Below are 22943 nucleotides of genomic sequence, written 5' to 3'. Positions count from 1 at the left end.
TTACCCCTTCGATGCATCTCTATTTTGAAGCCGCTGCCGTGGTGATTACCTTAGTAGTACTCGGTAAATGGCTGGAAGAACGAGCAAAAAACTTAACCGGCGATGCCATTCGTCAGCTAATGCGTTTGCAACCGGCCAGCGCCAATAAGTGGCAAGACGGTAACCTCGTTAAAACAACCATAACCGAACTTTTAGCGGGCGATGAGATTCAAATTACCCCCGGCGAAACAATGCCAGCAGACGGTATTATTGTCAGTGGCTCTACGGCCATTGATGAATCGATGTTAACCGGAGAAAGCTTACCCGTTACTAAATCACAAGGTGATGTGGTGTTAGCCGGAACCAACAATGGCAATGGCAGTGTGCGCGTACAATTGCAATCAACCTCGGAACATTTCCGACTCAAGCAGATTGTCGATTTAGTCAATGACGCTCAGATGAAAAAACCTGAAATTCAAAAAACAGTCGATAAAATTGCCGCCGTTTTTGTCCCCGTCGTCATTGCTATCGCGGCGATTACTTTAGTTGGCCAATGGTGGTTTAACTCATTTGATGTTGCCTTAATGGCCGCTGTGTCCGTTTTAGTTATTGCCTGCCCTTGTGCCCTTGGCCTAGCGACACCCACCGCCATAATGGCGTCTAGCGGCGTGGGTGCCCGCTACGGTGTACTGATACGAGACATAGACCAACTCGGCCTATTAGCGAACACTAAAACCATTGTTTTTGATAAAACTGGTACCTTAACTCAAGGCCAACCGAGCGTTGTTAATCTTGAATCGTTTAGCGATGATCCTAGCTTGCTGGCAAACATTAAGAACATTGCCCAAAATAGCCAACACCCTTTAGCAAATGCAATTTCTGAGCACTTAAAAAAAGAACCCGGCATAGAAAGTGAGTTTGAATTTGAAGACATTCCTGGCCAAGGCGTAAAAGCCAGCTTTGGTGAAAACCAATTCCTTTTTGGTAGTGAAAAACTGTTAACCAAACAGGGATTAACCATACCGACTGAGTATCAGCCAGCCGAAGGGCACGCTGCTAGTTTAGTTTGGGTCAGTAAAAACGATCAGGTCATTGCTCGGTTTGATATTGAAGACCAAGTACGTGACGACGCAAAAAATACCATTAAGCAACTACATGCGCGCAAAATTGAAACTTGGATGCTCTCGGGCGATAACCCTGCTGCTGCCAATGCAGCTGGAGAAAAACTGGGCATTACCAACGTAATTGGCGGTTTAATGCCAGAGCATAAAGCCCAAGCCATTAATCAACTTATGAAAGACCACGACTCAGTTGTTATGGTCGGCGATGGCATAAACGATGCCCCAGCACTCGCCGCTGCCAGCGCCAGTATCGCCATGGGCAGCGGAACCGATGTCGCCATGGATGCTGCTGGCATCACCTTAATGCAACCCCATTTATCGCTAATTTTAGTGGCCATCGATATCGCCAAAAAAGCACAATTGAAAATAAAACAAAACTTATTCTGGGCCTTTATTTATAACTGCATCGGCATACCTTTAGCTGCCTTTGGCTTCTTAAGCCCTATTGTTGCAGGCGCCGCCATGGCATTTTCAAGTGTCAGTGTGGTACTCAGTTCAATTTTATTACTAGCCTGGAAACCAAAACCATCCAAGGAGAAAACATTATGATCTCAATTAAAATAGAAGGCGCTACTTGCCAAGGTTGTGTGAAATCAATTAAAAATGCCATTGGTCAAGTAGCTGGTGTAAACTCAGTCGCGTTCGACCTAGAGACAAAAATTGCTAAGGTTGAAGGGTCTGTCTCATTAGACACACTAAACGATGCTGTCGAAGGCGCCGGATTCGATGTTGTAGAAAGCAACAGCGATTAGTATGAATTACTAGATACTCTAGAAAGATGATATATTTAAGGCGTTAAATCAGAATTTAAACATCATAATTTAAAGGTTTTCAATGGATTACAAAATTTTCTTAACAATCTTTGCGTCAGTCTTTATCGCAGAACTTGGCGATAAAACTCAGCTAGCCACCATGCTCTTCGCAGCCGATAAAGCCGTGAGTAAGTACACCGTGTTCTTTGCCGCCAGCGCCGCGTTAATAGTCGCCAGTGCAGTTGGCGTGTTAGCGGGTTCGGTCTTGTCTGAATACATCAATGAGAAGGTATTGCACTATATTGCCGGTGTTGGTTTTATAGCAATTGGTGCTTTTACTTTGTATAACGCTTAGCTATATTGGGGCACAATAAAAACCAGTATCCTATCACCACTGCCCCAAAAATAGTTTACGAAGGGTTCAGCGGTCCATTGCTTGAAATTTCGGTCGCCATAAACCCGTCCATGGGGGGGGTGATTCCAAACTATCGGACCGCAGTAGCAACTAACAGGCCTAGCTGAACTCATTAACGAGGCATATTAAATTGCTCAGTTCTATGGTTGAACCTTTTTTTGCGCTATGACAAACATTGAGTCTGACTCTTCAAATTCCTGATAACTCATCGTTGAAATGATGGTATAATTTTCAGAAATAATATCTAGGAGCCGTTCTTCTCGATAGTAGGTAAAGAGCAACCCTTCCATCTCTTGATTTTCTTCACCCATCCAAAATGAATGCGCTATTAGACCATCTTGAGTTAAACTATTTGCTTGCGCTCCAAGTGAAACGGACAACTCTACTTCCGTTAAGTGATGAAGAACTTTATTGGAATAGATACAGTCATATTTTTTCGCAACATTAAGCGATTTCACATCGAGCTGAAGAAAGTCAATGTCTGGGAATTTAATTTTTAATCGAATTAAAAACTCTTCAGAAAGATCCGATCCCGTCACTTGATAATGCTCCGCTAGGGACTGGATGTCAAAACCCGGGCCTGAACCCAATTCAAGAATAGACTTACCGTCATCAAGATGCTTCTGCATCATTTCATAGATATTACTGCCATCGTAGTCTGCACACATTTCAATGTATTTATCAACGCTTTCGGAATCATTATAGAAGCTCATTTGGTTTCCTTAATTTTACTTGGCTCAATAATATTGAGCACAGCCATTTATGACCTAGCGACTCTAAAGCCCAAGTCGTCTATCGCATAAGTTGGATGGCTTCTCCTGCGATTGGACGCCAAACAACCGCGCGAATCATCTGACCAGCCACCACCGCGAAATATACGATAGGAGCCGTATACATCAGGATCATATAAATCCCAACACCACTCCCATACATTGCCTAGCATATCGAACAACCCGAATTCGTTAGATTGTTTTAAGCCGACTTCATGGGTTGTTCCGTTTGCATTTCTCTCGTACCAAGCGATATCTTCGATTACTCCATACTGGACTGACTCAGAAAGGGCTCTGCATGAGTATTCCCATTCGGCATCTGTCGGTAACCTATAACCGTTGGCGCCCTGTATAATTTCAACCGATTCGTTTTCAACGTTTACATGGTAGTACTTATTTAACCCTGATGATTCACTGAGGGCGTTACAAAATTTGATCGCATCAAACCACGAAACATTCTCTACTGGTTTCTGTATACCACGAGAGATTGAAGGGTTGGTTAACATAACTTCGGAATATATTTCTTGAGTGATTAAATATTTACTCATTAGAAACGGTTCTATCGTGGCATTCCATGTTGTTTTTTTGCGATCATCCCGCAGGCATATTTCACCTTTCGGAATAGAGGTCATCCAGTCTTTAATCATAGCTTTCTGAGACTATCCTTTCAGAATTTATCATCCGTTTAACTGCTAAGTATCAAGTTCGTTAAATTTTATATACTCAACCGAACTTGGCATATTTTGAATACCCTTTATTAGGAAGCTCGGTTTTAGCACATAGTCTGAAATCTTAGCAACGGGAACCCATCTAAATAGTAAATTCACCTCAGCCTCTATACCAGCAAAATCAACTTCTGACTGGATGCTAGGCGCATTTGCAAACTCGGCCAAAAAGTAATTCGCGACTTCATGAAATTTTTTACCGCTATAAACGAAGAAGTTTTCTACATGCCATAATAGCCGAATCACTGAAGCTTCCAACCCGAGCTCCTCAAGCATTTCTCTAGGGATCGTATCTTCAGACGACTCAAAAAATTCCACACGGCCACCAGGAAGCGCCCAGAAATTATCTTTCTCAGATTTGTGTATCAGTACATGACCATCATGAATAATGACAGCTGCACTTCTATAATTGAAACGTTTGTCGCCTACGTCAAATTTTAACACTTAGTTTCCCCAACATGGGCTTGCACGAAAATCTAAACCTCTGAAAAATTTGTTTCAAACTGATCTATCAAGCCTAGTAACTGAGGTATGTAAGCTCTCGTATCTTCATAGCTGCCTAATACTTACAGGACTTCTGCGGTATTTTTCGCGTCCATTGCCTGCTCTTATTGATTTTTCCCAAGCCATTTCGAAGCTCCAGTAATCAAAATTCTAAGCAATTTAGTTCACCTTTAACATTTTGTTAAACATCTTAATTACTTTAATAATCCTGCAATACTGAAACCTTCTAATTACTTTGTCAATTTAACAGTCTACTAAAATGCCGTATAGACCTAAATACGGGGTGGGTATGCGCTCGCTAAGCTGTTGTGTTTAAAGAGGAGGTTATTTAGGAAGGGAAAACCCTAGTTCACTCATACAAAGCAAACTAGGGTGCTCTTTTAATAAAAGCGTTTAGAACAAGTCTGCGTCTAATGCCATTAAGGTTTCACTGCCGGCATTTACCTTGGCAGCATAGGCATGCGCTTCAGGTAAAATACGTGCGAAGAAGAATTGTCCTGCTGCAATTTTGCTGGTGTAAAAGTCGCCTTCTTTACCTTGCGCGGTGATCATCATTTTCGCCCACATAAATGCAAAAGCGGTTAAGCCAAATAAATCTAGGTAATCGCAGCTTGCTGCGCCAATGGCGAAGGCATCGCCTTTTGCAGAATCTAGAACGACTTTTGTTGAGCCTTCTAACAACCCTAAGGTTGTTTCTAACGCAGTGATCATGTCGCCTGCGCCTTTATTCTCAGCGATGAATGCGTCGATTTCAGATTTAAAAATAGCGAACGCTGCGCCATCGTTTGCAACGACTTTTCGGCCGACTAAATCTAATGCTTGAATACCGTTGGTGCCTTCGTAAATTTGTGCAATGCGAGCATCACGTACAAATTGCTCCATGCCCCATTCGCGAATAAAGCCATGACCGCCGAATACTTGCTGGCCCAATACCGTTGCATCGAATCCGCGATCGGTAAAGTAAGCTTTTGCGACTGGTGTCAGCAATGCAACCAGTGCATCGGCTTTTTGACGGGTATCGGTATCTTCATGGCCTTTGGCCATGTCGAGCCACATGCCAACGTAAGCGGCGAATGCGCGAGCGCCTTCGTTGTATGCACGCTGGGTTAATAACATGCGGCGAACATCTGGGTGCACAATAATCGGGTCAGCAACTTGGTCTTTGTTTACTGCACCGCCTGGTGAGCGTGATTGAATTCGGTCTTGTGCATAAGCGCGCGCAGATTGGTAAGACGCCTCGCCTAAGCCTATACCTTGCAAGCCAATGGATAAACGTTCGTAGTTCATCATGGTGAACATGGCAGCTAAGCCTTTGTTTTCTTCACCAATCAAAAAGCCTTTTGCGCCATCAAAGTTCATCACGCAGGTCGATGAGGCTTTGATGCCCATCTTATGTTCAATGCTGCCACAGCTTAGGCTGTTGGCATCGGCTAATGAGCCATCTTCGTTGACTAGTACTTTAGGTACTAGGAACAAAGAGATACCGCGAGGACCTGCGGGTGCATCGGGTAGCTTGGCTAACACTAGATGAATAATGTTATCGGTTAAGTCGTGCTCGCCACCGGTGATAAATATCTTGGTGCCGGTAATAGCATAGGTGCCATCATCGTTTGGCACAGCTTTGGTTTTTAATATGCCTAAGTCAGTGCCGCAATGCGGTTCAGTTAAGCACATAGACCCAGACCACCGGCCTTCATACATAGGCGGTAGGTAGGTTTCTTTTAGTTCTTGGCTGCCGTGATACAAAATACTTAAACACGCGCCGGTTGTGAGTGCTGGGTAAAGTGCAAAGGAGGTGTTTGATGCATAGAGCATTTCTTCAAACATAACTGTGAGCATTTTTGGCATGCCTTGGCCGCCAAACTCAACATCACCGCCTAAACCAACCCAGCCACTTTCTGCATAGGTTTTGTAAGCTTCTTTAAAGCCTGTTGGTGTTGTTACAACACCCTCATTAAACTGGCACTCTTCTTCATCACCGCTGCGGTTGATTGGGAACAATTCATTTTCGCACAGTCGAGCACCTTCTTCGAAAATGGCGTTTGCCAATTCAAGGTTTACTTCTGACGTTGTTGGCATAGAAGCCCAGATGCTATCGGCATCAAATACTTCGTTTAGAATAAATTGGATATCACGTAACGGCGCTTTATATTCAGCCATAGTGCCACCTATATTTTTAGTGTTGGAAGGGAGAACTGGGCTCTGATCAACAGAGCCCTTAGATATAAAACACTTAGAATGCGAAGTGCTCTTCAGCTAATGCCATGGTGCTTTCAACACCGGTTAACATCATTAAACGGTGTGATGCGGTGCGTGGCAAAATACGGTCGAAGTAGAATTTAGCCGTGGCAATTTTCGCTTTGTAGAAATCAGCTTCATCGGTACCTGCATCTAATTTCTCTTGAGCTGTTTTCGCCATAAGAAGCCAGAAGTACGCCATTGAAATATAGCCAGAGTACATTAAGTAATCTACGGCTGCGCCACCCACTTCATCGCGGTTTTGCATCGCTTTCATACCCACTTGCATGGTCAATTCGCCCCATTCTTTGTTCAGTGTCGCTAGCTGATCAGCCATTGGTTTCAATGTTGCATTTTCTGCTTCAGATTTACAAAGCTTATGAACCAACTTAGTGAAACCTTTTAACGCTTCGCCTTGAGTCATTAGGATTTTACGACCTAATAAATCAAGTGCTTGAATGCCTGTTGTGCCTTCGTACAACTGAGAAATACGGTTATCACGAACAATTTGCTCCATGCCCCATTCTTTAATGAAACCATGACCGCCGTACACCTGAACACCTAAGTTCGCGGCTTCAGTACCTACTTCTGTTAAGAAGGCTTTCGCGATAGGCGTTAAGAACGTCAACATATCGTTGGCTGCTTTAACTTCTGCTTCGTCTTTTGATTGCTTAACTGTATCAACCAAGAAAGTAGCATAAGTCATCATGGCACGACCGCCTTCAGCGAATGACTTTTGAGTCATCAACATACGACGAACATCTGGGTGAACAATAATTGGGTCAGCTGGTTTATCTGGCGCTTTAGGGCCAGTTAAAGAACGCATGGCTAAACGCTCACGTGCGTATTCTAATGCGCCTTGGAAAGAAAGTTCAGAAGATGCAACGCCCTGCTCAGCTGTACCTAAACGTGCAAAGTTCATAAAGGTGAACATGCAACGAAGGCCTTCATTTTCTGGGCCAATTAAGAAGCCCGTCGCTTTATCGAAGTTCATGACGCAAGTAGAGTTACCGTGGATACCCATTTTGTGCTCAATAGAGCCACAACGTACTTCATTACGCGTTCCATCTGGTAAGAACTTAGGCACGATGAACAACGAAATACCCTTAGTACCTTCTGGTGCGCCAGGTAGACGAGCCAGTGCAATATGGACAATGTTCTCGGCCATATCGTGCTCACCCGAAGAGATAAAGATTTTTGTGCCAGAAATAGCATAAGAACCGTCATCGTTTAATTCTGCTTTAGATTTAAGTAAACCTAAGTCAGAACCACAATGTGGCTCAGTCAAACACATAGTTCCGGTCCACTCACCCGACACTAGTTTGGTTAAATAAGTTTCTTTTTGCTCATCGGTACCGTGAATCTCTAAGGTATTCATTGCGCCGTGAGACAAGCCTGGGTACATGCCCCAGCTCCAGTTAGATTCTGCAACCATGGCAGATACCATGCTGCCCATAGAATCTGGCAAGCCTTGGCCGCCGAACTCTACTGGCAATGCTAGTGAAGGCCAGCCGTTATCAACCCACTGCTTATACGCTTCTTTAAAGCCGGTTGGTGTTTTAACTTCACCATCGATCCAAGTACAACCTTCATCGTCACCTACTTTATTTAACGGTGACAAAACTTCTTCACAGAACTTCGCCGCTTCTGACATGATCGCATCAACCATATCAGGTGTTGCATCTTCATTACCTAAGGCAGCATAGTGTTGTTCAGAATTAAACACTTCATGCATGACGAACTGCATATCACGGATGGGAGCTTTATATGTTGGCATGTCGTTTCCTCTCGAAGTCCGCTATTTATAGCGGCATAGTATTTGTTGTTCAGTTTTCATGACCCATAGGAAATCAGATCATTCAAACGATCGTTTGAAACATATGTTCGGAGCACTCAAAAGTCAAGCAATCTGAGTTTCTTTGTCTTGCTTGTTACGCAGAGCAACCTAATACGGATGATTTTATGCACAGCTAATGAAATCTAGTCATAAATCATAGTCAATACCGTGCAACTAGACTATTTATTAACAAATAAAAACACTTTACTCTCTAGTTCAGTCTATCTTTAACCCATAGTCGTCATAGTGGATCAACATGGTAAATATGCAAACTGTCGCTCGTGAATCAAGTGCAATGAATAACTGGGATCTAAGTAAATCAGGTGATTTACTTATTCGTTTATCAAAAGAAAGCCATATTACCGACTTAATGCGCTTAATTCTGACTGAAGCTCGACTGTTAACCGGTGCCGAAGGCGGAACATTTTACCGGGTTGAAGGAGATGACCAAGCCGCGCACCTTAATTTTGAAGTTATTCAAAATATTGCCCTCGATATAGATATCATTGATGCCAGCAAAAGCGAAAAATGGGTTCCAATTCCCTTGTATCGTGATGGAACGCCCAATTATGCAAACGTTGCGAGTTATGTAGCAATCACCAAAGAACCGGTCATAATTGACGATGCTTATGAAACCAGCAGCTTTGATTTTTCTGGCACTCGATCTTTCGATGAATCGCATCGTTATCGATCAAAATCTATTATGGCCATACCCCTACTGAATCACGATAACCGTGTAATTGGCGTATTGCAGCTGTTGAACGCACGCAATATTAGCGGCCATTTAGAAAGTTTTAGCACCGAAGACCGAGACACCATTGCGGCCATGGCCAAATTTGCCGCCATCACGCTCGACAACCAACTATTGGTGAACAGCCACAAAGACTTACTCGACGCCTTTATTAAAGCGCTCGCGCAAATCATTGATGTGCGCTCACCTCATACATCGGCTCATTGCCAGCGCATTCCGGTCTTAACCGAGTTAATTGCCAAAGCCGCCTGCGACGATAGCGAAGGGTATTTTAAAGATTTTAATCTTGACGAAGACGGCTGGTACGAGCTTTCTGTGGCAGCTTGGATGCATGACTGCGGCAAGTTAGCGACCTCGGAAAATGTACTAAATAAAGGTACTAAGCTTGAAAGATTGCACGACGGCATGGAATCTGTAAAAGCCCGTTTCGCCGCAAAGATACACAGCGAAAGCTCAATAGCTGAAAAGAACCAATTAAAAGACGACCTGTTATTCATTGAAAAAGTGAACAGTGGCGGCGAGTTCATGTCTGAAGAACAAAAGGCAAGAATCATTGCATTAGGACAGCTGACCTGGCCAGATGCCATGGATGAACAACAGCCGCTGCTGACTGAACAAGAAATTTATAACCTCTGCATAACACGCGGTACCATTAACGATGAAGAACGAGCTCATATTAACCACCATATCAATCTCACTATCGAGGTGCTCGAAAGCTTACCGTTCCCACCCAAACTGAAACGTGTTCCAGAATACGCTGGTGGACACCATGAGCGCATGGATGGCAAAGGCTACCCAAGAGGTTTAACTCGCGAACAAATGTCGGTACCCGCACGCATTATGGGTATTGCCGACATTTTTGAAGCGCTTACCGCCAAAGAGCGCCCTTATAAGCCGCCAATGCCGCTAAGCCAAGCATTTTCTATTTTGAAAAAGATGGTAAAAGACCAACACGTAGACCCAGATGTGTTTGAACTGTTCCTGAAAAGTGGCGTTTGGAAAAGCTACGCAGCGGAACACATGTTACCCGCGCAAATAGATGTAACTGACGTTTCAGAGTACCTAAAGTAGCAGCATAGTACACCGAGGGTTTACTATAGCTGTACTTTAAGGATTCTTATTGCTGAAGACCGTTAGCCTACGTAACCTCGCTTTAAATCAAAGGTTAACGGAAAGCGGCCACATGCAACTTACCAATTTATACGTACTAGCCAGCCTCACTATCTTAATTGTCGTCATGAATGTTTTTATTATTAAGCTACCGCGTAATAAGTGGGAAGCCATTCTTGGTATGTTTTATCGCAACTTTCACTGCATCCGACCCATCTCAAATTCTGACCACGCTACAATCATCATCGCAAACCACCCTAATGCTTTTATCGACCCATTTGCCATTGAAGCAGCACTGGGCATTAAACTAACTCGAACTGTTCGTGCAGACTGGACCAAGCACTGGTTAGTCCGTTGGTTTGCCAATGCGGTGGGCGCCATACCAATTGCTTCAAAAAACAGCAACAAACAGGCGTTTAAACGCTTAATTAACACTCTGGATTCAGGTCGCGCAGTTATTTTGTTTCCTGAAGGGCAATCTCATAACCGAAGTAAACTAAAAACTTTTAAGAAAGGCACGGCTCATTTGGTAAAGCAATATGTTGAAGCCACTGGCAAGCCTATTCGAGTAGTCAAGGTTGCCCTTTATTATGAAAACAAATCAGAACTTAATTCTGATGTTTGGGTCGATGTTGTAGGCGAAACTATTTATACCGACAATCAATTTAACATTTGTGAGCAAACCAAGCTTTGGCAGCAGCAAATTAATGATTCACTGCCTCATTATAATCGCACGGCCGATAAACAGCGCCTAAATTGGGCACTACAGACCATAATGTCAATCAACCCTAGCCTATTAACCTCGTTAAACGTATTAAAAACAGCCTCTACTACCGGCCAAATGACACTTTTACGTCATTGGCTATCACGTGCTCAATATAACTTAGGCACTTTAAAGACAAAACAAAACACCTTCTGTCACCTTGCCATGGCAGTCGCCCATACAGGTGTTTTTATTACAGGCATTCCGATTTTAATGTTTGGTGCAATGCTTAACGCTCCTGCGGCTCTGGCACATTACGCGCTAACTTCGTGGCAGTCTAACGCTGAAGACAAATGGGCGAGCAATGCCTTTATCTTAGGTATGAGTATTTATTCGGTTTATTGGTTAGTTTTAGTCCTTGTTAGCTCACCGTTAACGGCGTTAGCTATTGCTGCTTCGGGAATTTATGCGAATTACTTTGCTCAAACTTGGGGTGATCGCAAACGCAAGCTAACTACCCATTTTGGCTGTATATCTCAACCGCAAGCCTGTGATTACATTCGCACCATCGCCTTCGAAACCGTTGAACCCCAACTAAAACCCGATTAATTAGGGGTGAAAAGCAAATACCACTTTATAGGTATTTAAAATGAATTTACCCTAGAGTTATTAATAACTAAAAGCTCTATTGAAATGGCTTGCACTGCAGTGAATTGAATACCATACTCACCGTAACCATAAGGAATGAGTAATGAGCGGTCGAGCCAATCAACCAAGAGATTTAGTTTGGAGTTTAGAGTCTTTCGAATCTCCTGATAACGCTATGCGCTTTTTTAAGGCATTTAAAGGCGCCTTCATGATTTACTCTTTTTCGGTAGAAAAGCTCTATTGCGATTACACGACTCAACTAACAGGTCCTGCTGGTCGCCGTAGAATGGTTGTATTACCCGATTTTCAAAAATACTCTTCTATTTTCAACCGTATTGAAAACGACTCCCTAAAAGAAACTTCCATTCATATTTACCCCGTCATTAAAGAAGGTGCAACACGTCTAATTCTCTCAGGAAAGTCCAAGTCAACTGGCAAACTTGAGCGACTTCCATTGCGACAAGGGCTCAAAGCCTTGAAGATGGGTTATTTCGATGAAGGTAAAATGGTGCCCGCTTTAATGCTGGGTGACTTACGAGAGTTTCCGGAGAAAAAACTTCCTTATTTGAAGCTCCATCATATCGATGTAAACGAATTAGATGGTCTGTCTGAGTTTGAACGCAACGACATTCAAAAAAGCGCTTGGGCTAACCTAGAAAACCTCCTTTAGTCGCACAAATAAACTTACACTTTGCACACCATTGGAATCGTGTATAAACTAATCAACTGATCTACTTTTTTAAACTGGCGCATAATCTTATTCATGGTAAATGAAACGAAATGGTTAAAACGTGTTCAAACGTTGTCTTTGCCTGCAGTATTGCCAGTAAAGTCACTGCCGCCTGCACATGCACCGCTAGCAGACTGGATTGAGATAATTCGTGAAGATCCGCTTCTAACCATCCATCTATTTCGTTACGCCAATAAAATGCTTGCCAGCCATGATATATCGGTAAAAACACTTGATCACGCCGTCAACCTACTCGGTTCAACTCGACTAATTACTTTAACTGGCAAAATCCCTCGTATTGAAGACACCAATAACAGTACCAAAGGCTTATTAAATGCCATTGGAGATAGTTTGCTGGCCGCCTCACTAATGCGGCAATGGTTTGAAATAAGACAAATTCCTTGGACCGAAGCCGACTACTGGGTCACTTTATTTTATGATCTGAGCATTTGGATTGCATGGTTACTTGAGCCAGAAACGATGGAGGGCATTGAGTACCAAGTTCAGCATGGGGGTAATCGAACCGAACTTTTAGAAAAGTTTTATGGCATGCCGATCCGTACTTGGAATGACAAACTCTGTAAGTTATTCCAATTGCCAATATTAGTTGAAGGTGTCCAAAACGAAAGCAAAGCCGACAAACGAACCAATGCTTTTAAACAATCTGCCTTGAAGTTTTTTTTACCCTTTAGCCACGACTTAGCGACATCCGTTCGCATTAACTGGTCGAGCGAATCACTTCGCACTTTATGCCGCACGGGGGAAGTTTCACTAGGGTTAACGCATTTCCAACCGATGCTAAAGCAATGGGTTGCCACTGCTGCCCGCGAATACACCTTGCCTCAAGCCGCTTTAGCTGCTCGTCGCTTGCTATATCAACAGCCATCTATGAGCGTCGAAAGCAGCCCTAACGATGGTTTTAGCCAAAACGATCTAGACAAGGCTTTAGCTATTTCTCGGGCAACTGAACGACCTACCACTGTGTCAAGCTGGCCCGAAGCCGATGAAATTAAAACACTGCGTGAAAATCGCAGTTTAGTCTCGCCGAACAAGCCAAAACCGAACCTTATCGAAACTAATCCTGAACTCGATATGTCGCCAAGAAAAGTTCTAGATTTAAATGCGCAGCGAGAAATTCGTCGGCAGTTTCGCAATCAAAAAACCTGGCACTCGCCGGTAGAGGTTCAGGAAAGCGCCTTATTTGGCCTACTTAACGGCTTTTCATTTAAACGCATCTCAGTATTAGAAATTACCGATGGTTTTTTGCAGGTATTTGACAGCGAAGGTTGCCAGCAATCGCCGTTGCTACGGAATCTAAAAATGCCCATTGCTGCCTCTGAGTTGTTGACTGAATTTACTCAGCGGGTTACTGCTTTGTGGGTGAACCCGAACAACAGGGCTAAAGCCGCTAGAATTCTTCCCCCGACTCTATTATCTGCCGCTGAAGACGAATGCTTTTTTTTACGGACTTTTGCAATAGGCGGAGAAGTCACTATGATGCTCTACGTTGATGTTAAGGGCAGTCGAGAACCTCTTAATGCCTATGACTATAAATTATTTCGCGAGTATTGCGCCGATTGGAATACCGCCCTAAATAGAATGAGACAATGAATTTAAAAGATTTTTCCTTTATTACCAGTCAATACTTGCTGCCACATCACCTATTGTCACGCTTGGTTGGCTATTTCGCTGAATCTGAATTGAGCTTTATTAAAAAGCCTCTGATGAACTTCTTCCTTAATCGGTTCGGTATTGACTTAAGTGAAGCAGAACGTGAAAGTGTAAATGACTACAAAAACTTCAACGACTTTTTCACTCGATCTCTAAAAGCTGACATCCGGCCAATTGAAGGCAACACCAACGAGTTTGTCAGCCCAGTTGATGGCGCTGTTAGTCAGTTTGGAACCATTCACGATAATGCTTTAATACAGGCTAAAGGTCGCACTTATCGCCTAACTGACTTATTAGGTGGAGATACGGCCCAAGCTGAGCTGTTTGCAGATGGTGAGTTTGCAACTCTTTATTTATCACCGAAAGACTATCACCGTATTCATATGCCGATAGCTGGCAAACTAGTTAAAACAACCTTTATACCTGGCAAGTTGTTTAGTGTTAACCAACTTACTGCTGAAAATGTACCCAACCTCTTTGCCCGTAATGAACGCCTAGTGTGTGAGTTCGAAACTGAAAAAGGCACCATCATCATGGTACTTGTAGGCGCAATGATTGTTGCCAGCATCGAAACGGTCTGGTCTGGAATCGTTGCTCCTTTTCAACGTAAAATCAGCCAACAGCTACTTGAGTCGCGCAAGCTAGATTTTGAACGTGGCGAAGAAATAGGCCGTTTTCGTCTAGGCAGTACGGTTATATTGCTAACTCAAAAAGGCGCTTTGCAGTGGAACGACCAAATCAAAAATGAGGCCAATGTGAAATTGGGTCAAATTCTGCAGGCGCAGGTCTCAGACAATTAGTAGAACCCTTTTTTACACTTACTTACATCTTAGAGGCCATAGCCAATAATTTGCGTTCACGGCAGCCATCGCAAGACGATTAACTGCCGTTTCAACGTCCACTTGTCAAAACCTAAAAAAGCCTCTCATTGCTCGCAGTTAAAGTGCCAATATCTTGCCAATTCTAACTTTATAACGCTTTTGCGAGCCAGCTCACAGCCTTGATACTCCAATTGAAAAAAAACGCACTTGCACTGGAACTCTGCCGTTAACAGACTAAATTGTAGTCATCCATAAGACAGGGCTTTCAAAGGAGCAAAGCATGGAACCATTAATGATATTCACAGAAACCAATATATATATTTTATCCAAATTGGTTGCATTGGTTAGACGAGACACTGGGACACGCCATCGCCTTAATTCGAACGAAGCGATTAAAACCCTGTTGCAGGATGCCTCCGCGAGCGCTGATGAACGCATTCATAGCTTCTTTGTACGCTTTCTAGAGAACCTTACACCAGAACAACTCGTTGGCTTCAGAGCAGAAGGTTTGAACATACCAGAACAATACATGCGTAAACCGGGCTTGATCCCTACACCACTCAGCCGCCAATATGCCTATATGTCCCGTTAAGCAAGTTCAATAAGTTCAATAGCAAAACTTGGAGCGGCAAAGGAAATTGCCGTTTCAGGCACAAATACCGCTTCCACCCTTTGCAAACGGGCCATAACCGAGTATCCTGCGGCGCACAAATCATCACAAAACTCTATACGAATATTATGTCTGAATTAGAAGTCACAAACGAATCTCAAGTTGCTCCAGCAACCGTCGAAGTATCTGCGAAAGCGAAAGCAGACGCTAAACGACAAAAAGAATATGAAGCTAATCGCAAAGCGCTTGACGATTTATGTGAGCTTTACCCAGAAGTATTCAGCCCGAAAGACCCTAAGCCGCTACAAATTGGCATTCATGCGGCTATCGCGGAAGACGGCAAGTTGTCGAAAACCCGTATTCGTCGCGCATTGAACTTGTATGTTCGCATGCGTAAATATATCGCTTGTTTAACTGAAGGCGCTGAACGTATTACTGTTGGCGGTACATCGACTGGCACCGTGACAGCTGAAGAGGCTTTGCACGCTGCGGGTAAATTGGCTGAAATGGACAAACGCCGAGCTGCGCGTCGTCCTGCAAAAGCACCCGCTCGCAAACCTCAGAAAGCGAATACAAGTAAAGCTAAAAAGCCTGAAGCTCCGAAAAAGCGCCCAACACAGACAAAAGAAAAGAAAGATGAGTTTGAGGGCGATAGCGATGCCCGTATGGCGGCTAAACTGGCCTCTTTGGTCACTAAGCGTACAAACTAAGCATTTACTTATACTCGAGTAAAGTCGAACGGCAGTACCTCTGAAATAGAGCCATACTGCCCTAGAATCATCATTAAGCGATCAACCCCTAATGCTACCCCCGAGCAACTTGGCATGCCATGTTCCAATGCGGCTAAAAGTGTTTCATCTATCACCGCTGCTGGTAATTGTTTCTCTATCCTGAGTTTTGCATCTTCGTTAAATCGTTTTCTTTGCTCATGAGCATCTGTCAGCTCAAAATACCCATTAGCTAACTCCATCCCTAGCCAATACAGTTCAAAGCGTCGTGCGATCGGCTGTTGGTTAAACTCACCAAACTGAGCAAGCGCCGCCTGACTCCTAGGGTAGCTATGAATAAAGCAAGGTTCATCTGCGGGTAACATTGGTTCAATTACCATTGCCATTAGCGCATCAAGGCATTCATCTCGACTCCAATTACCTGCACTGGCGTTTAATTTATCCAGAACGGCCTCACGTAACATGTCTAAACTAGCCTCAAAGGGGTTTGGTAGACCTGCCAATGTGAAAGCTTGCTCAAAACTCATCATTATTGGTTTTAATTCACTGCCGCCCTTCAAACTTTGAATAAGTTCAATGACTTCAGCCATGAGCTGCTGTTCATCCCAGCCACAGCGATACCATTCAAGCATCATAAATTCAGGGTTATGTCGCTGACCAACTTCGTCTTGGCGAAACACATGAGAGAGCTGATAAATATCACCACTGCCACTGGCAAGTAGCCTTTTCATAGCAAATTCAGGAGAGGTATACAGTGCGTAGTCTTCAGTGGTTTTAAACTGTCCAAGATTAACGTCAGTGCCGGTATAGGTTGACAAAGCCGGCGTATCAACCTCGAGTACTTGACGCTGTAAGAAAAACTGCCGAATACTAGCAAACAACTTAGCGCGTTCTTGCAACGCATTAACAGAGGCGGTGGGTCGCCAATTCATAATAAAACCTTAAAAAAAGCCCCTTGACGTAAGAGGCATTTTTGCATTCTTAGCTTTTGGCACGGCTTAGGTATTCAGACTTACGTGTATCGACACGAATAATCTCACCCTCGCTGATAAACAACGGAACCTTGACCACTGCGCCAGAAGATAGTTTTGCTGGCTTAGAGCCTCCTGTCGCTGTATCACCTTTTACGCCTGGGTCGGTTTCAACGACTTCTAGCTCAATATGATTAGGAGGTGTTATTGCAATTGGGCTGCCGTTAAATAAGCAAACAGAAAAAACTTCTTGCTCTTTCAGCCAATCACGAGCGTCGCCTAATGCCGATTCTTCAGCGCCGATCTGCTCAAAAGTGCCATCGGTTTTCATGAAGTGCCAGAATTCGCCATCGCTATAAAGGAATTCCATGTCAATATCCATGACATCGGCGGCTTCTATGGACTCGCCCGATTTAAAGGTGCGCTCCCAACTACGGTTAGTTTTTAAGTTTTTCAATTTAACACGGGCGAAGGCTTGGCCTTTGCCAGGCTTAACAAATTCATTCTCAATGATGGTACAAGGATCACCATCTAATAAAACTTTCATGCCGGAGCGAAATTCGCTGGTAGAATACGTAGCCATGTTTACAATCTTCTGCTAACTAATTAAAAGAGCGCCTATGATACCTGTTTCTGTAGATGGTTTGCAGTCCAATGAGATAAAAGCCATCAAAATCAGCAGCTCAAGCTGGCAAAAACAGCTAGCAACTGCCTTTAAATCGGCTAGCGAGCTATTACATTACTTAAATATCGACCCAAATAAGACCGATTTCATCACTAATGAAGACGCTGGTTTTGTGCTCAGGGTACCTAAGGCATTCGCTGACTTAATGAATAAAGGTGATAAAGATGACCCTTTACTGCAGCAGGTTATGATTAAACAATCTGAATTGCTGTTAACCGAAGGGTATCTAGCCGACCCATTGCAGGAGGCTTCGTTTAATCCGACGCCAGGTTTAATCCATAAATATGGTAACCGTGCATTATTAATAGCTCATCAAAGTTGCGCAGTACATTGCCGTTACTGCTTCCGCCGCCATTTCCCTTATGACCAACAACAGCTTCGACAAACAGAACTTGAGCAGGCGCTTGATTATCTAAAGCAGCGTCCAGAAATAACTGAAGTGATTCTCAGTGGCGGCGACCCGTTAAACTTATCAGACCGCAGACTTGAACAACTGATCAGCACCCTTGATCAACTGCCCAACCTCACCACCATACGTATTCACTCAAGAACACCTGTCGTAGTGCCAGATCGCATTAGTCCAGAGTTGATAGATACATTTGCACGAGTAAAGAAAAAGATTGTTTTGGTATTGCATATTAATCATTCGAATGAAATTGGAACAGCTTTGGCACAAAAATTACCCGCGCTCACGAAAGTCGGTGTCACTCTGTTGAATCAAAGTGTTTTATTGCGAGGCGTAAACGACAATGCCCAAACATTAATCGAATTAAGCAATACGCTTTGGCAAAATAATATACTGCCATACTATTTACACCTACTTGACCCAGTACAAGGCGCTGCTCACTTTAATATTGAGCAATCAACCGCAAATACGCTATGGCAAGCATTGCAATCTAGTGTTTCTGGCTACTTATTGCCAAGGCTAGTTCGAGAAGTACCAGAAAAATCATCGAAAACGTGGACAAACCCAACCTAAAGCACCTGATTTTATTGCACTAACGCTGTTAATAGGCTTAACTATTCCTAGTGCAACCTATATTCGGAATTTAGGTCGGTAATAAGCACCTAATACAATTAACTATTTCGCTGTTACCCAAAAAATAGGTGTAGACGTTGATTTATCGTACAATAAGCTATACTGATCAGGGAATGAGATAAGAGAGTTACATGCAATATCGAGATCAACCTTATTTGAACACGCCAACGCAAACGCAAACGACACTGTCTTTTTGCGACCCAACGGCGCGTCAATTAAAAACATGGGTCGAAAGCCTACCTATGGCGAACATAGGTGAAACATCTCGACAGCTCTACCATGCTGTAATTGAATTTAACCAATTAAAGTTATCCGATGCAGCTCGCTTAGAATTAATGGACTTAGTGCGCGGACCTATCCACTTTGTCTGTGACCAACTTAACAATCGTTACTTAAACCAAGGTGTTGTCTTAGATGACCAACAGCGCAAAGTAGCGAACTTAGCCCAAGCTCTGCAAACGCATTTGGCCATTGGCTATAAAATCATCATTCAACACATGCTCGCACAAGGTAGCATCAAGCAGAAAGCGCCCTTGGCAAAAGCAATTCATCGCTCGCTAGGTGAATTAATGCCGGCGGTTTTGCGTTCATACCAGCTATATATCCAAACCCCTCCGGGTATCTGGCAAGAAATTCATCAGCTTTATCAAATTGCTTCAGCATTTAACATTCAACTTGAAGTGGTTCCAGATCCACTGACTAAAAAACCGCTGAATATCCAACAAAACTATTTGAAAATATGTTTACTTGGCGCTTGCCAGCCTAATCAATTATTGCAACGCGAGCTCAGTGATGTTTTCAAATCATTGAGCCGATGGGCGACACATTTAGAAATTGAAGACGTTGCTGATGAGAAGTCTGTCTTGGTCATTAATCCAGAAATGGACAGCGCGCCTCAATATCGCTATCTAATCAAAAAGTCGAACCTTTCTGATTACCTCGGTATTAATGCCTTACCGTTAATCCGTTTATTGCATGCGGACCATAAAGTGCTCTCAAACCCTGATGCACGCGGTCGATTATCGGTTGTCGATGAGCGTTTTAATATCAGTTTGCTTGAACACCTCATTCAGTCTTGGGGTGGCATGAAACAGCGTTCTTTTTCGCGAACACCTGCTACTGGCAAAGTAATGATGACAGTGGGCTTAACGGCCACGCATTTCCACATTGCTGGTGAGACACCCTTTTATTCTATGCTATACGGTGCCGCTACACATTCCGACAACCCATTTATGGGCGCGGTGAACAATCGGTTCAGCGCAGATGATACGCAATCGATCAAATCACAAAAAGATGTTTGGGAAGGCTCATTTGATACTGGCGTTCGGCCGAAAATGATGTCCGAAGATTCTATTGAGTTTAGTACGGAGCCAGAAGAAAGCCATCCTAAATTCAAAGGCCAGCTCATTAATGTCAGCCCGCGTGGTTATTGCTTGCAATGGTTAGATGCACCCGCACCTAATTTGAAAACCGGTGAGGTAGTTTCCATCAAAGAAGACAATTTACAACATTGGAACCTAGGTGTTGTACGCTGGATTCGACAAGGTAAAGACTTTGGCACCCAAATGGGCGTTGAACTGCTTGCACCCAATAGCCGCCCATGTGGCATACGCCAATTGCATAAAACGGGGGCTCATGGCGACTATCTGCGAGCGCTTTATATCCCTGAAATCAAAGCCATCGGGCAAGATGCATCGGTATTAACACCTCGAATGCCGTTTAACATTGGCAACAAAGTCACCATCAACTTAGACGGCGATGAAGATAAGTACCAACTTACCAAACGAATTTTGTCTACCGGCATTATTAGTCAATTCCAAGTCAGACGAGTGGCTCAAAAAGCTAACGAACCGGCTCGGCGCCAAAGCCCTTCTGAGGAAGGCGATAACTTTGAAAGCCTCTGGCGCCAATTATAGCGTCTACTGTTTAACATTTTTGACAAACAACGCTGCCTGACTCTGGGCAGCACGACCGTTTGTCACTATACTGAGGCCATTAATCCATATACTGATAACAAGTTGTTGATTTATGAGCTCTAGTTCAAGTAGTGCAATCCGAGTATTGCTGATACACGACACTCAAAATGAAGCGGAACCTCTTGCCAATGCTATTCGCAATTCTGGTCAAGCGGTTCGAAGTCACTTCATTGCGAGCATCGATGAATTAATTTCCGTGATTGAAAACCAAACATGGGATCTCATGCTTGCCAAGCTAAACACCGCGACAGTCGATGCTACTAGCGCAGTAGAAGCTATCCTACGTGACGGCAAAGACTTCCCAATGATAGGTCTAATTGATCAATACGATGACGACATCATAGCCAGCGCTCTCGATATGGGTCTAGCAGATGTCATAGTTGAATCCAGTGAACAACATTTAACACAAGCCATTAAACGCGAAGTTGCCGCGCTAAAAGACAGACGTGCGCTAAGAACCATGCGCGTAAGCCTTAAAGATGCAGAAAAACGAGTACAGCTGTTACTTGAAAGCTCAGTCGACGCCATCAGCTATGTGCACGAAGGTATGCATATCCATGCTAACCCTGCTTATTTAGAGATGTTTGGCTACGACGACATTGAAGAGCTCCAATGCACTCCTATCATGGACTTAGTCACCGCTAAGGAAGTGGGTACGCTCAAAGACGCCCTCAAACAAGTTGCCGCTAAAAACGAATACAGCTTCAGCACCCAAGGTAAACATGCTGAAGGAGCTGAGTTTAGTATTCATATGACCTTCTCAGCAGCTACCTATGAAAGTGAGCCTTGCACTCAAATTGTCATTCGTCGCAATGAAGCTGACAGTGAATTGCTACAAGAAAAAATCAAAGAAATTAGTTCGCAAGACTTAGTCACCGGTCTTTATAACAAACTCTATTTTAATGAACAGCTCGACAATGCCTACCAACGGGCCGTTAGTGACTCTAAGCGTTGCCTTGTCGGCCATATTGGTATTGCTAATTTCGTAGACATTAAGTCACTAGCAGGTGTCGCCGGCACCGATGTTATTCTTAAGCAGATCGCTGAGTTGCTGATACAAACACAACCTAAAGGGGCTATTATCGCGCGCTATAGCGATGATATGTTCGGTATGTTAACCAGCCAATCTGACCTTAAAGCAGTGCAAGGAGAGTTAGAAAAAGTACTAAAACAAGTCGAAGGGCATTTATTTGATGTCGAAGGCAAAACTATCCCAGTCAAACTTGTTGCGGGGTTAGCTCATATTGATGAACAAAGTGATTCGGGCAATAAGGCCCTAGTTCAGGCCGACCAAGCATACAATTTTGCGATTAAATCTAACAAAGACGTTGGCTACTTCGATAAATCAGATATTGCCAATTTAGCTGAAAACTCAATTGTTGCAAAAGTCCAACATGCACTCGAGCACGATGGCTTACGCATTCAATTCCAGCCCATTATGAGTTTGCGCGGTGATAGCCAAGAACATTACGATGTGTTGGTCAGATTACGCGATAAAGATGGCTCTGATATCTCTCCTGAAGAGTTTATTAGCGCAATTGAAAACAGCGATATGAGTGCGAAATTAGACCGTTGGGTGGTCGAGAAAAGCCTAGAAAACTTAGCCACTCACCGCTCTCGTGGTCATAACACTCAATGTTTAATACATTTAACCCCCTCATCGATACAAGACCCTGCCTTTTTGCCCTGGGTAAACAGCGTTTTAAGAAAGCATAAACTGCCAGGTGATTCAGTTTGCTTCCAAATTACTGAAGAGTCTGCATTAAGTTATTTAAAAGCGGCTAAAGCCTTTAGTAAAGGTATGTCCTTGCTGAAATGCCAATTAGCGATCAATCGATTTGGCTTAGCAGAAAATGCCAAACAATTGATGAACCATCTAGATATTAGCTATGCACGCATTCACCCTCGTTTTGTAGAAGAGCTGGTTGAATCTGGTAAACCTTCCGAAAAACTAAAAGCTGTACTTACTGAAATACACAGTAACGATATCAACTCTATTGTGCCGCAAATAGAGCAAGCTGAAGTGCTGGCGTCTTTGTGGGAACTTGGTGTTAATTATATTCAGGGTTATTACTTGCAAGCGCCACTCGATGAAATGGCGTATAACTTTGATGATGAAGATGAGGCGATGTAATCATCGCCTCATCCCTTGGTCACGT

20 protein-coding genes are annotated in these 22943 nt (G+C 43.5%); 13 read left to right on the top strand and 7 right to left on the bottom strand.

All coding sequences use genetic code 11. The annotated features are described in order from the left end of the window. The 3 genes from ACI882_RS01535 to ACI882_RS01525 all read left to right on the top strand — a co-directional run. Positions 1-1649, top strand: a 1649-nt coding sequence (locus tag ACI882_RS01535; protein ID WP_411748435.1) for a heavy metal translocating P-type ATPase, incomplete at its 5' end; no start/stop codon positions are given. After that, on the top strand, positions 1646-1852 hold the full coding sequence (locus ACI882_RS01530; RefSeq protein WP_411745750.1) for a heavy-metal-associated domain-containing protein: 207 nt from the start codon (positions 1646-1648) through the stop codon (positions 1850-1852). The genes ACI882_RS01535 and ACI882_RS01530, both read left to right, overlap by 4 nt. A gap of 82 nt (positions 1853-1934) precedes the next feature. Beyond that, positions 1935-2207, top strand: coding sequence for a TMEM165/GDT1 family protein (locus ACI882_RS01525; RefSeq protein WP_411745749.1), 273 nt, complete (start codon positions 1935-1937; stop codon positions 2205-2207). Between the two features lie 200 nt (positions 2208-2407). Here ACI882_RS01525 and ACI882_RS01520 read toward each other — a convergent pair whose 3' ends face one another. The 5 genes from ACI882_RS01520 to ACI882_RS01500 all read right to left on the bottom strand — a co-directional run bounded on the left by ACI882_RS01520 (position 2408) and on the right by ACI882_RS01500 (position 8281). After that, positions 2408-2980, bottom strand: coding sequence for a class I SAM-dependent methyltransferase (locus tag ACI882_RS01520; RefSeq protein ID WP_411745748.1), 573 nt, complete (start codon positions 2978-2980; stop codon positions 2408-2410). 47 nt (positions 2981-3027) lie between these two features. After that, the gene (locus ACI882_RS01515; protein WP_411745747.1) at positions 3028-3684 is read right to left on the bottom strand and encodes a formylglycine-generating enzyme family protein; all 657 of its coding nucleotides are present in this window, start codon (positions 3682-3684) and stop codon (positions 3028-3030) included. 45 nt (positions 3685-3729) lie between these two features. Then, positions 3730-4206 carry an NUDIX hydrolase gene (locus ACI882_RS01510; RefSeq protein WP_411745746.1) on the bottom strand — a complete coding sequence of 159 codons (477 nt, stop codon included), beginning with the start codon at positions 4204-4206 and terminating at the stop codon, positions 3730-3732. Between the two features lie 453 nt (positions 4207-4659). Beyond that, positions 4660-6426, bottom strand: a complete 1767-nt coding sequence (locus ACI882_RS01505; protein WP_411746550.1) for an acyl-CoA dehydrogenase C-terminal domain-containing protein — start codon at positions 6424-6426, stop codon at positions 4660-4662. A gap of 73 nt (positions 6427-6499) precedes the next feature. Continuing rightward, entirely contained in the window at positions 6500-8281 is a 1782-nt protein-coding gene (locus tag ACI882_RS01500; RefSeq protein ID WP_411745215.1) for an acyl-CoA dehydrogenase C-terminal domain-containing protein, read from the bottom strand. A gap of 316 nt (positions 8282-8597) precedes the next feature. Here ACI882_RS01500 and ACI882_RS01495 point away from each other — a divergent pair, with 316 nt between their 5' ends. The 7 genes from ACI882_RS01495 to ACI882_RS01465 all read left to right on the top strand — a co-directional run bounded on the left by ACI882_RS01495 (position 8598) and on the right by ACI882_RS01465 (position 16095). Beyond that, entirely contained in the window at positions 8598-10163 is a 1566-nt protein-coding gene (locus ACI882_RS01495) for an HD-GYP domain-containing protein (protein WP_411745216.1), read from the top strand. Positions 10164-10275: 112 nt separating this feature from the next. Continuing rightward, complete coding sequence (locus ACI882_RS01490) at positions 10276-11514, top strand: 1-acyl-sn-glycerol-3-phosphate acyltransferase (RefSeq protein WP_411745217.1); 1239 nt, start codon at positions 10276-10278, stop codon at positions 11512-11514. Between the two features lie 142 nt (positions 11515-11656). Further along, complete coding sequence (locus ACI882_RS01485; protein ID WP_411745218.1) at positions 11657-12223, top strand: hypothetical protein; 567 nt, start codon at positions 11657-11659, stop codon at positions 12221-12223. Between the two features lie 93 nt (positions 12224-12316). After that, on the top strand, positions 12317-13894 hold the full coding sequence (locus ACI882_RS01480) for an HDOD domain-containing protein (RefSeq protein ID WP_411745219.1): 1578 nt from the start codon (positions 12317-12319) through the stop codon (positions 13892-13894). Further along, positions 13891-14754, top strand: a complete 864-nt coding sequence (gene asd / locus ACI882_RS01475) for an archaetidylserine decarboxylase (RefSeq protein WP_411745220.1) — start codon at positions 13891-13893, stop codon at positions 14752-14754. The genes ACI882_RS01480 and asd overlap by 4 nt, the downstream gene beginning before the upstream one ends. A gap of 301 nt (positions 14755-15055) precedes the next feature. After that, complete coding sequence (locus ACI882_RS01470; RefSeq protein ID WP_411745221.1) at positions 15056-15367, top strand: hypothetical protein; 312 nt, start codon at positions 15056-15058, stop codon at positions 15365-15367. Between the two features lie 146 nt (positions 15368-15513). Further along, positions 15514-16095, top strand: coding sequence for a ProQ/FINO family protein (locus ACI882_RS01465; RefSeq protein ID WP_411745222.1), 582 nt, complete (start codon positions 15514-15516; stop codon positions 16093-16095). Between the two features lie 8 nt (positions 16096-16103). On the opposite strand, the gene epmA is transcribed toward ACI882_RS01465, so the two are convergent. After that, positions 16104-17045 carry an EF-P lysine aminoacylase EpmA gene (epmA, locus tag ACI882_RS01460; protein ID WP_411744098.1) on the bottom strand — a complete coding sequence of 314 codons (942 nt, stop codon included), beginning with the start codon at positions 17043-17045 and terminating at the stop codon, positions 16104-16106. A gap of 49 nt (positions 17046-17094) precedes the next feature. Beyond that, complete coding sequence (gene efp / locus ACI882_RS01455; protein WP_411744099.1) at positions 17095-17667, bottom strand: elongation factor P; 573 nt, start codon at positions 17665-17667, stop codon at positions 17095-17097. Between the two features lie 37 nt (positions 17668-17704). On the opposite strand from efp, the gene epmB reads away from it, so the two are divergent. The 3 genes from epmB to ACI882_RS01440 all read left to right on the top strand — a co-directional run bounded on the left by epmB (position 17705) and on the right by ACI882_RS01440 (position 22918). Then, positions 17705-18748: an EF-P beta-lysylation protein EpmB gene (epmB, locus tag ACI882_RS01450; protein WP_411744100.1), complete on the top strand. Its 1044-nt coding sequence runs from the start codon at positions 17705-17707 to the stop codon at positions 18746-18748. A gap of 191 nt (positions 18749-18939) precedes the next feature. Further along, positions 18940-20724 (top strand): hypothetical protein, encoded by a 1785-nt coding sequence (locus ACI882_RS01445; RefSeq protein ID WP_411744101.1) that lies wholly within the window; start codon positions 18940-18942, stop codon positions 20722-20724. Between the two features lie 112 nt (positions 20725-20836). Beyond that, positions 20837-22918: an EAL domain-containing protein gene (locus ACI882_RS01440; protein ID WP_411744102.1), complete on the top strand. Its 2082-nt coding sequence runs from the start codon at positions 20837-20839 to the stop codon at positions 22916-22918. Positions 22919-22943: the final 25 nt, after the last annotated feature.

This window comes from Reinekea sp., assembly GCF_046710285.1.
Classification (GTDB): domain Bacteria; phylum Pseudomonadota; class Gammaproteobacteria; order Pseudomonadales; family Natronospirillaceae; genus Reinekea.
This window is presented reverse-complemented; position numbering and strand designations above follow the sequence as displayed.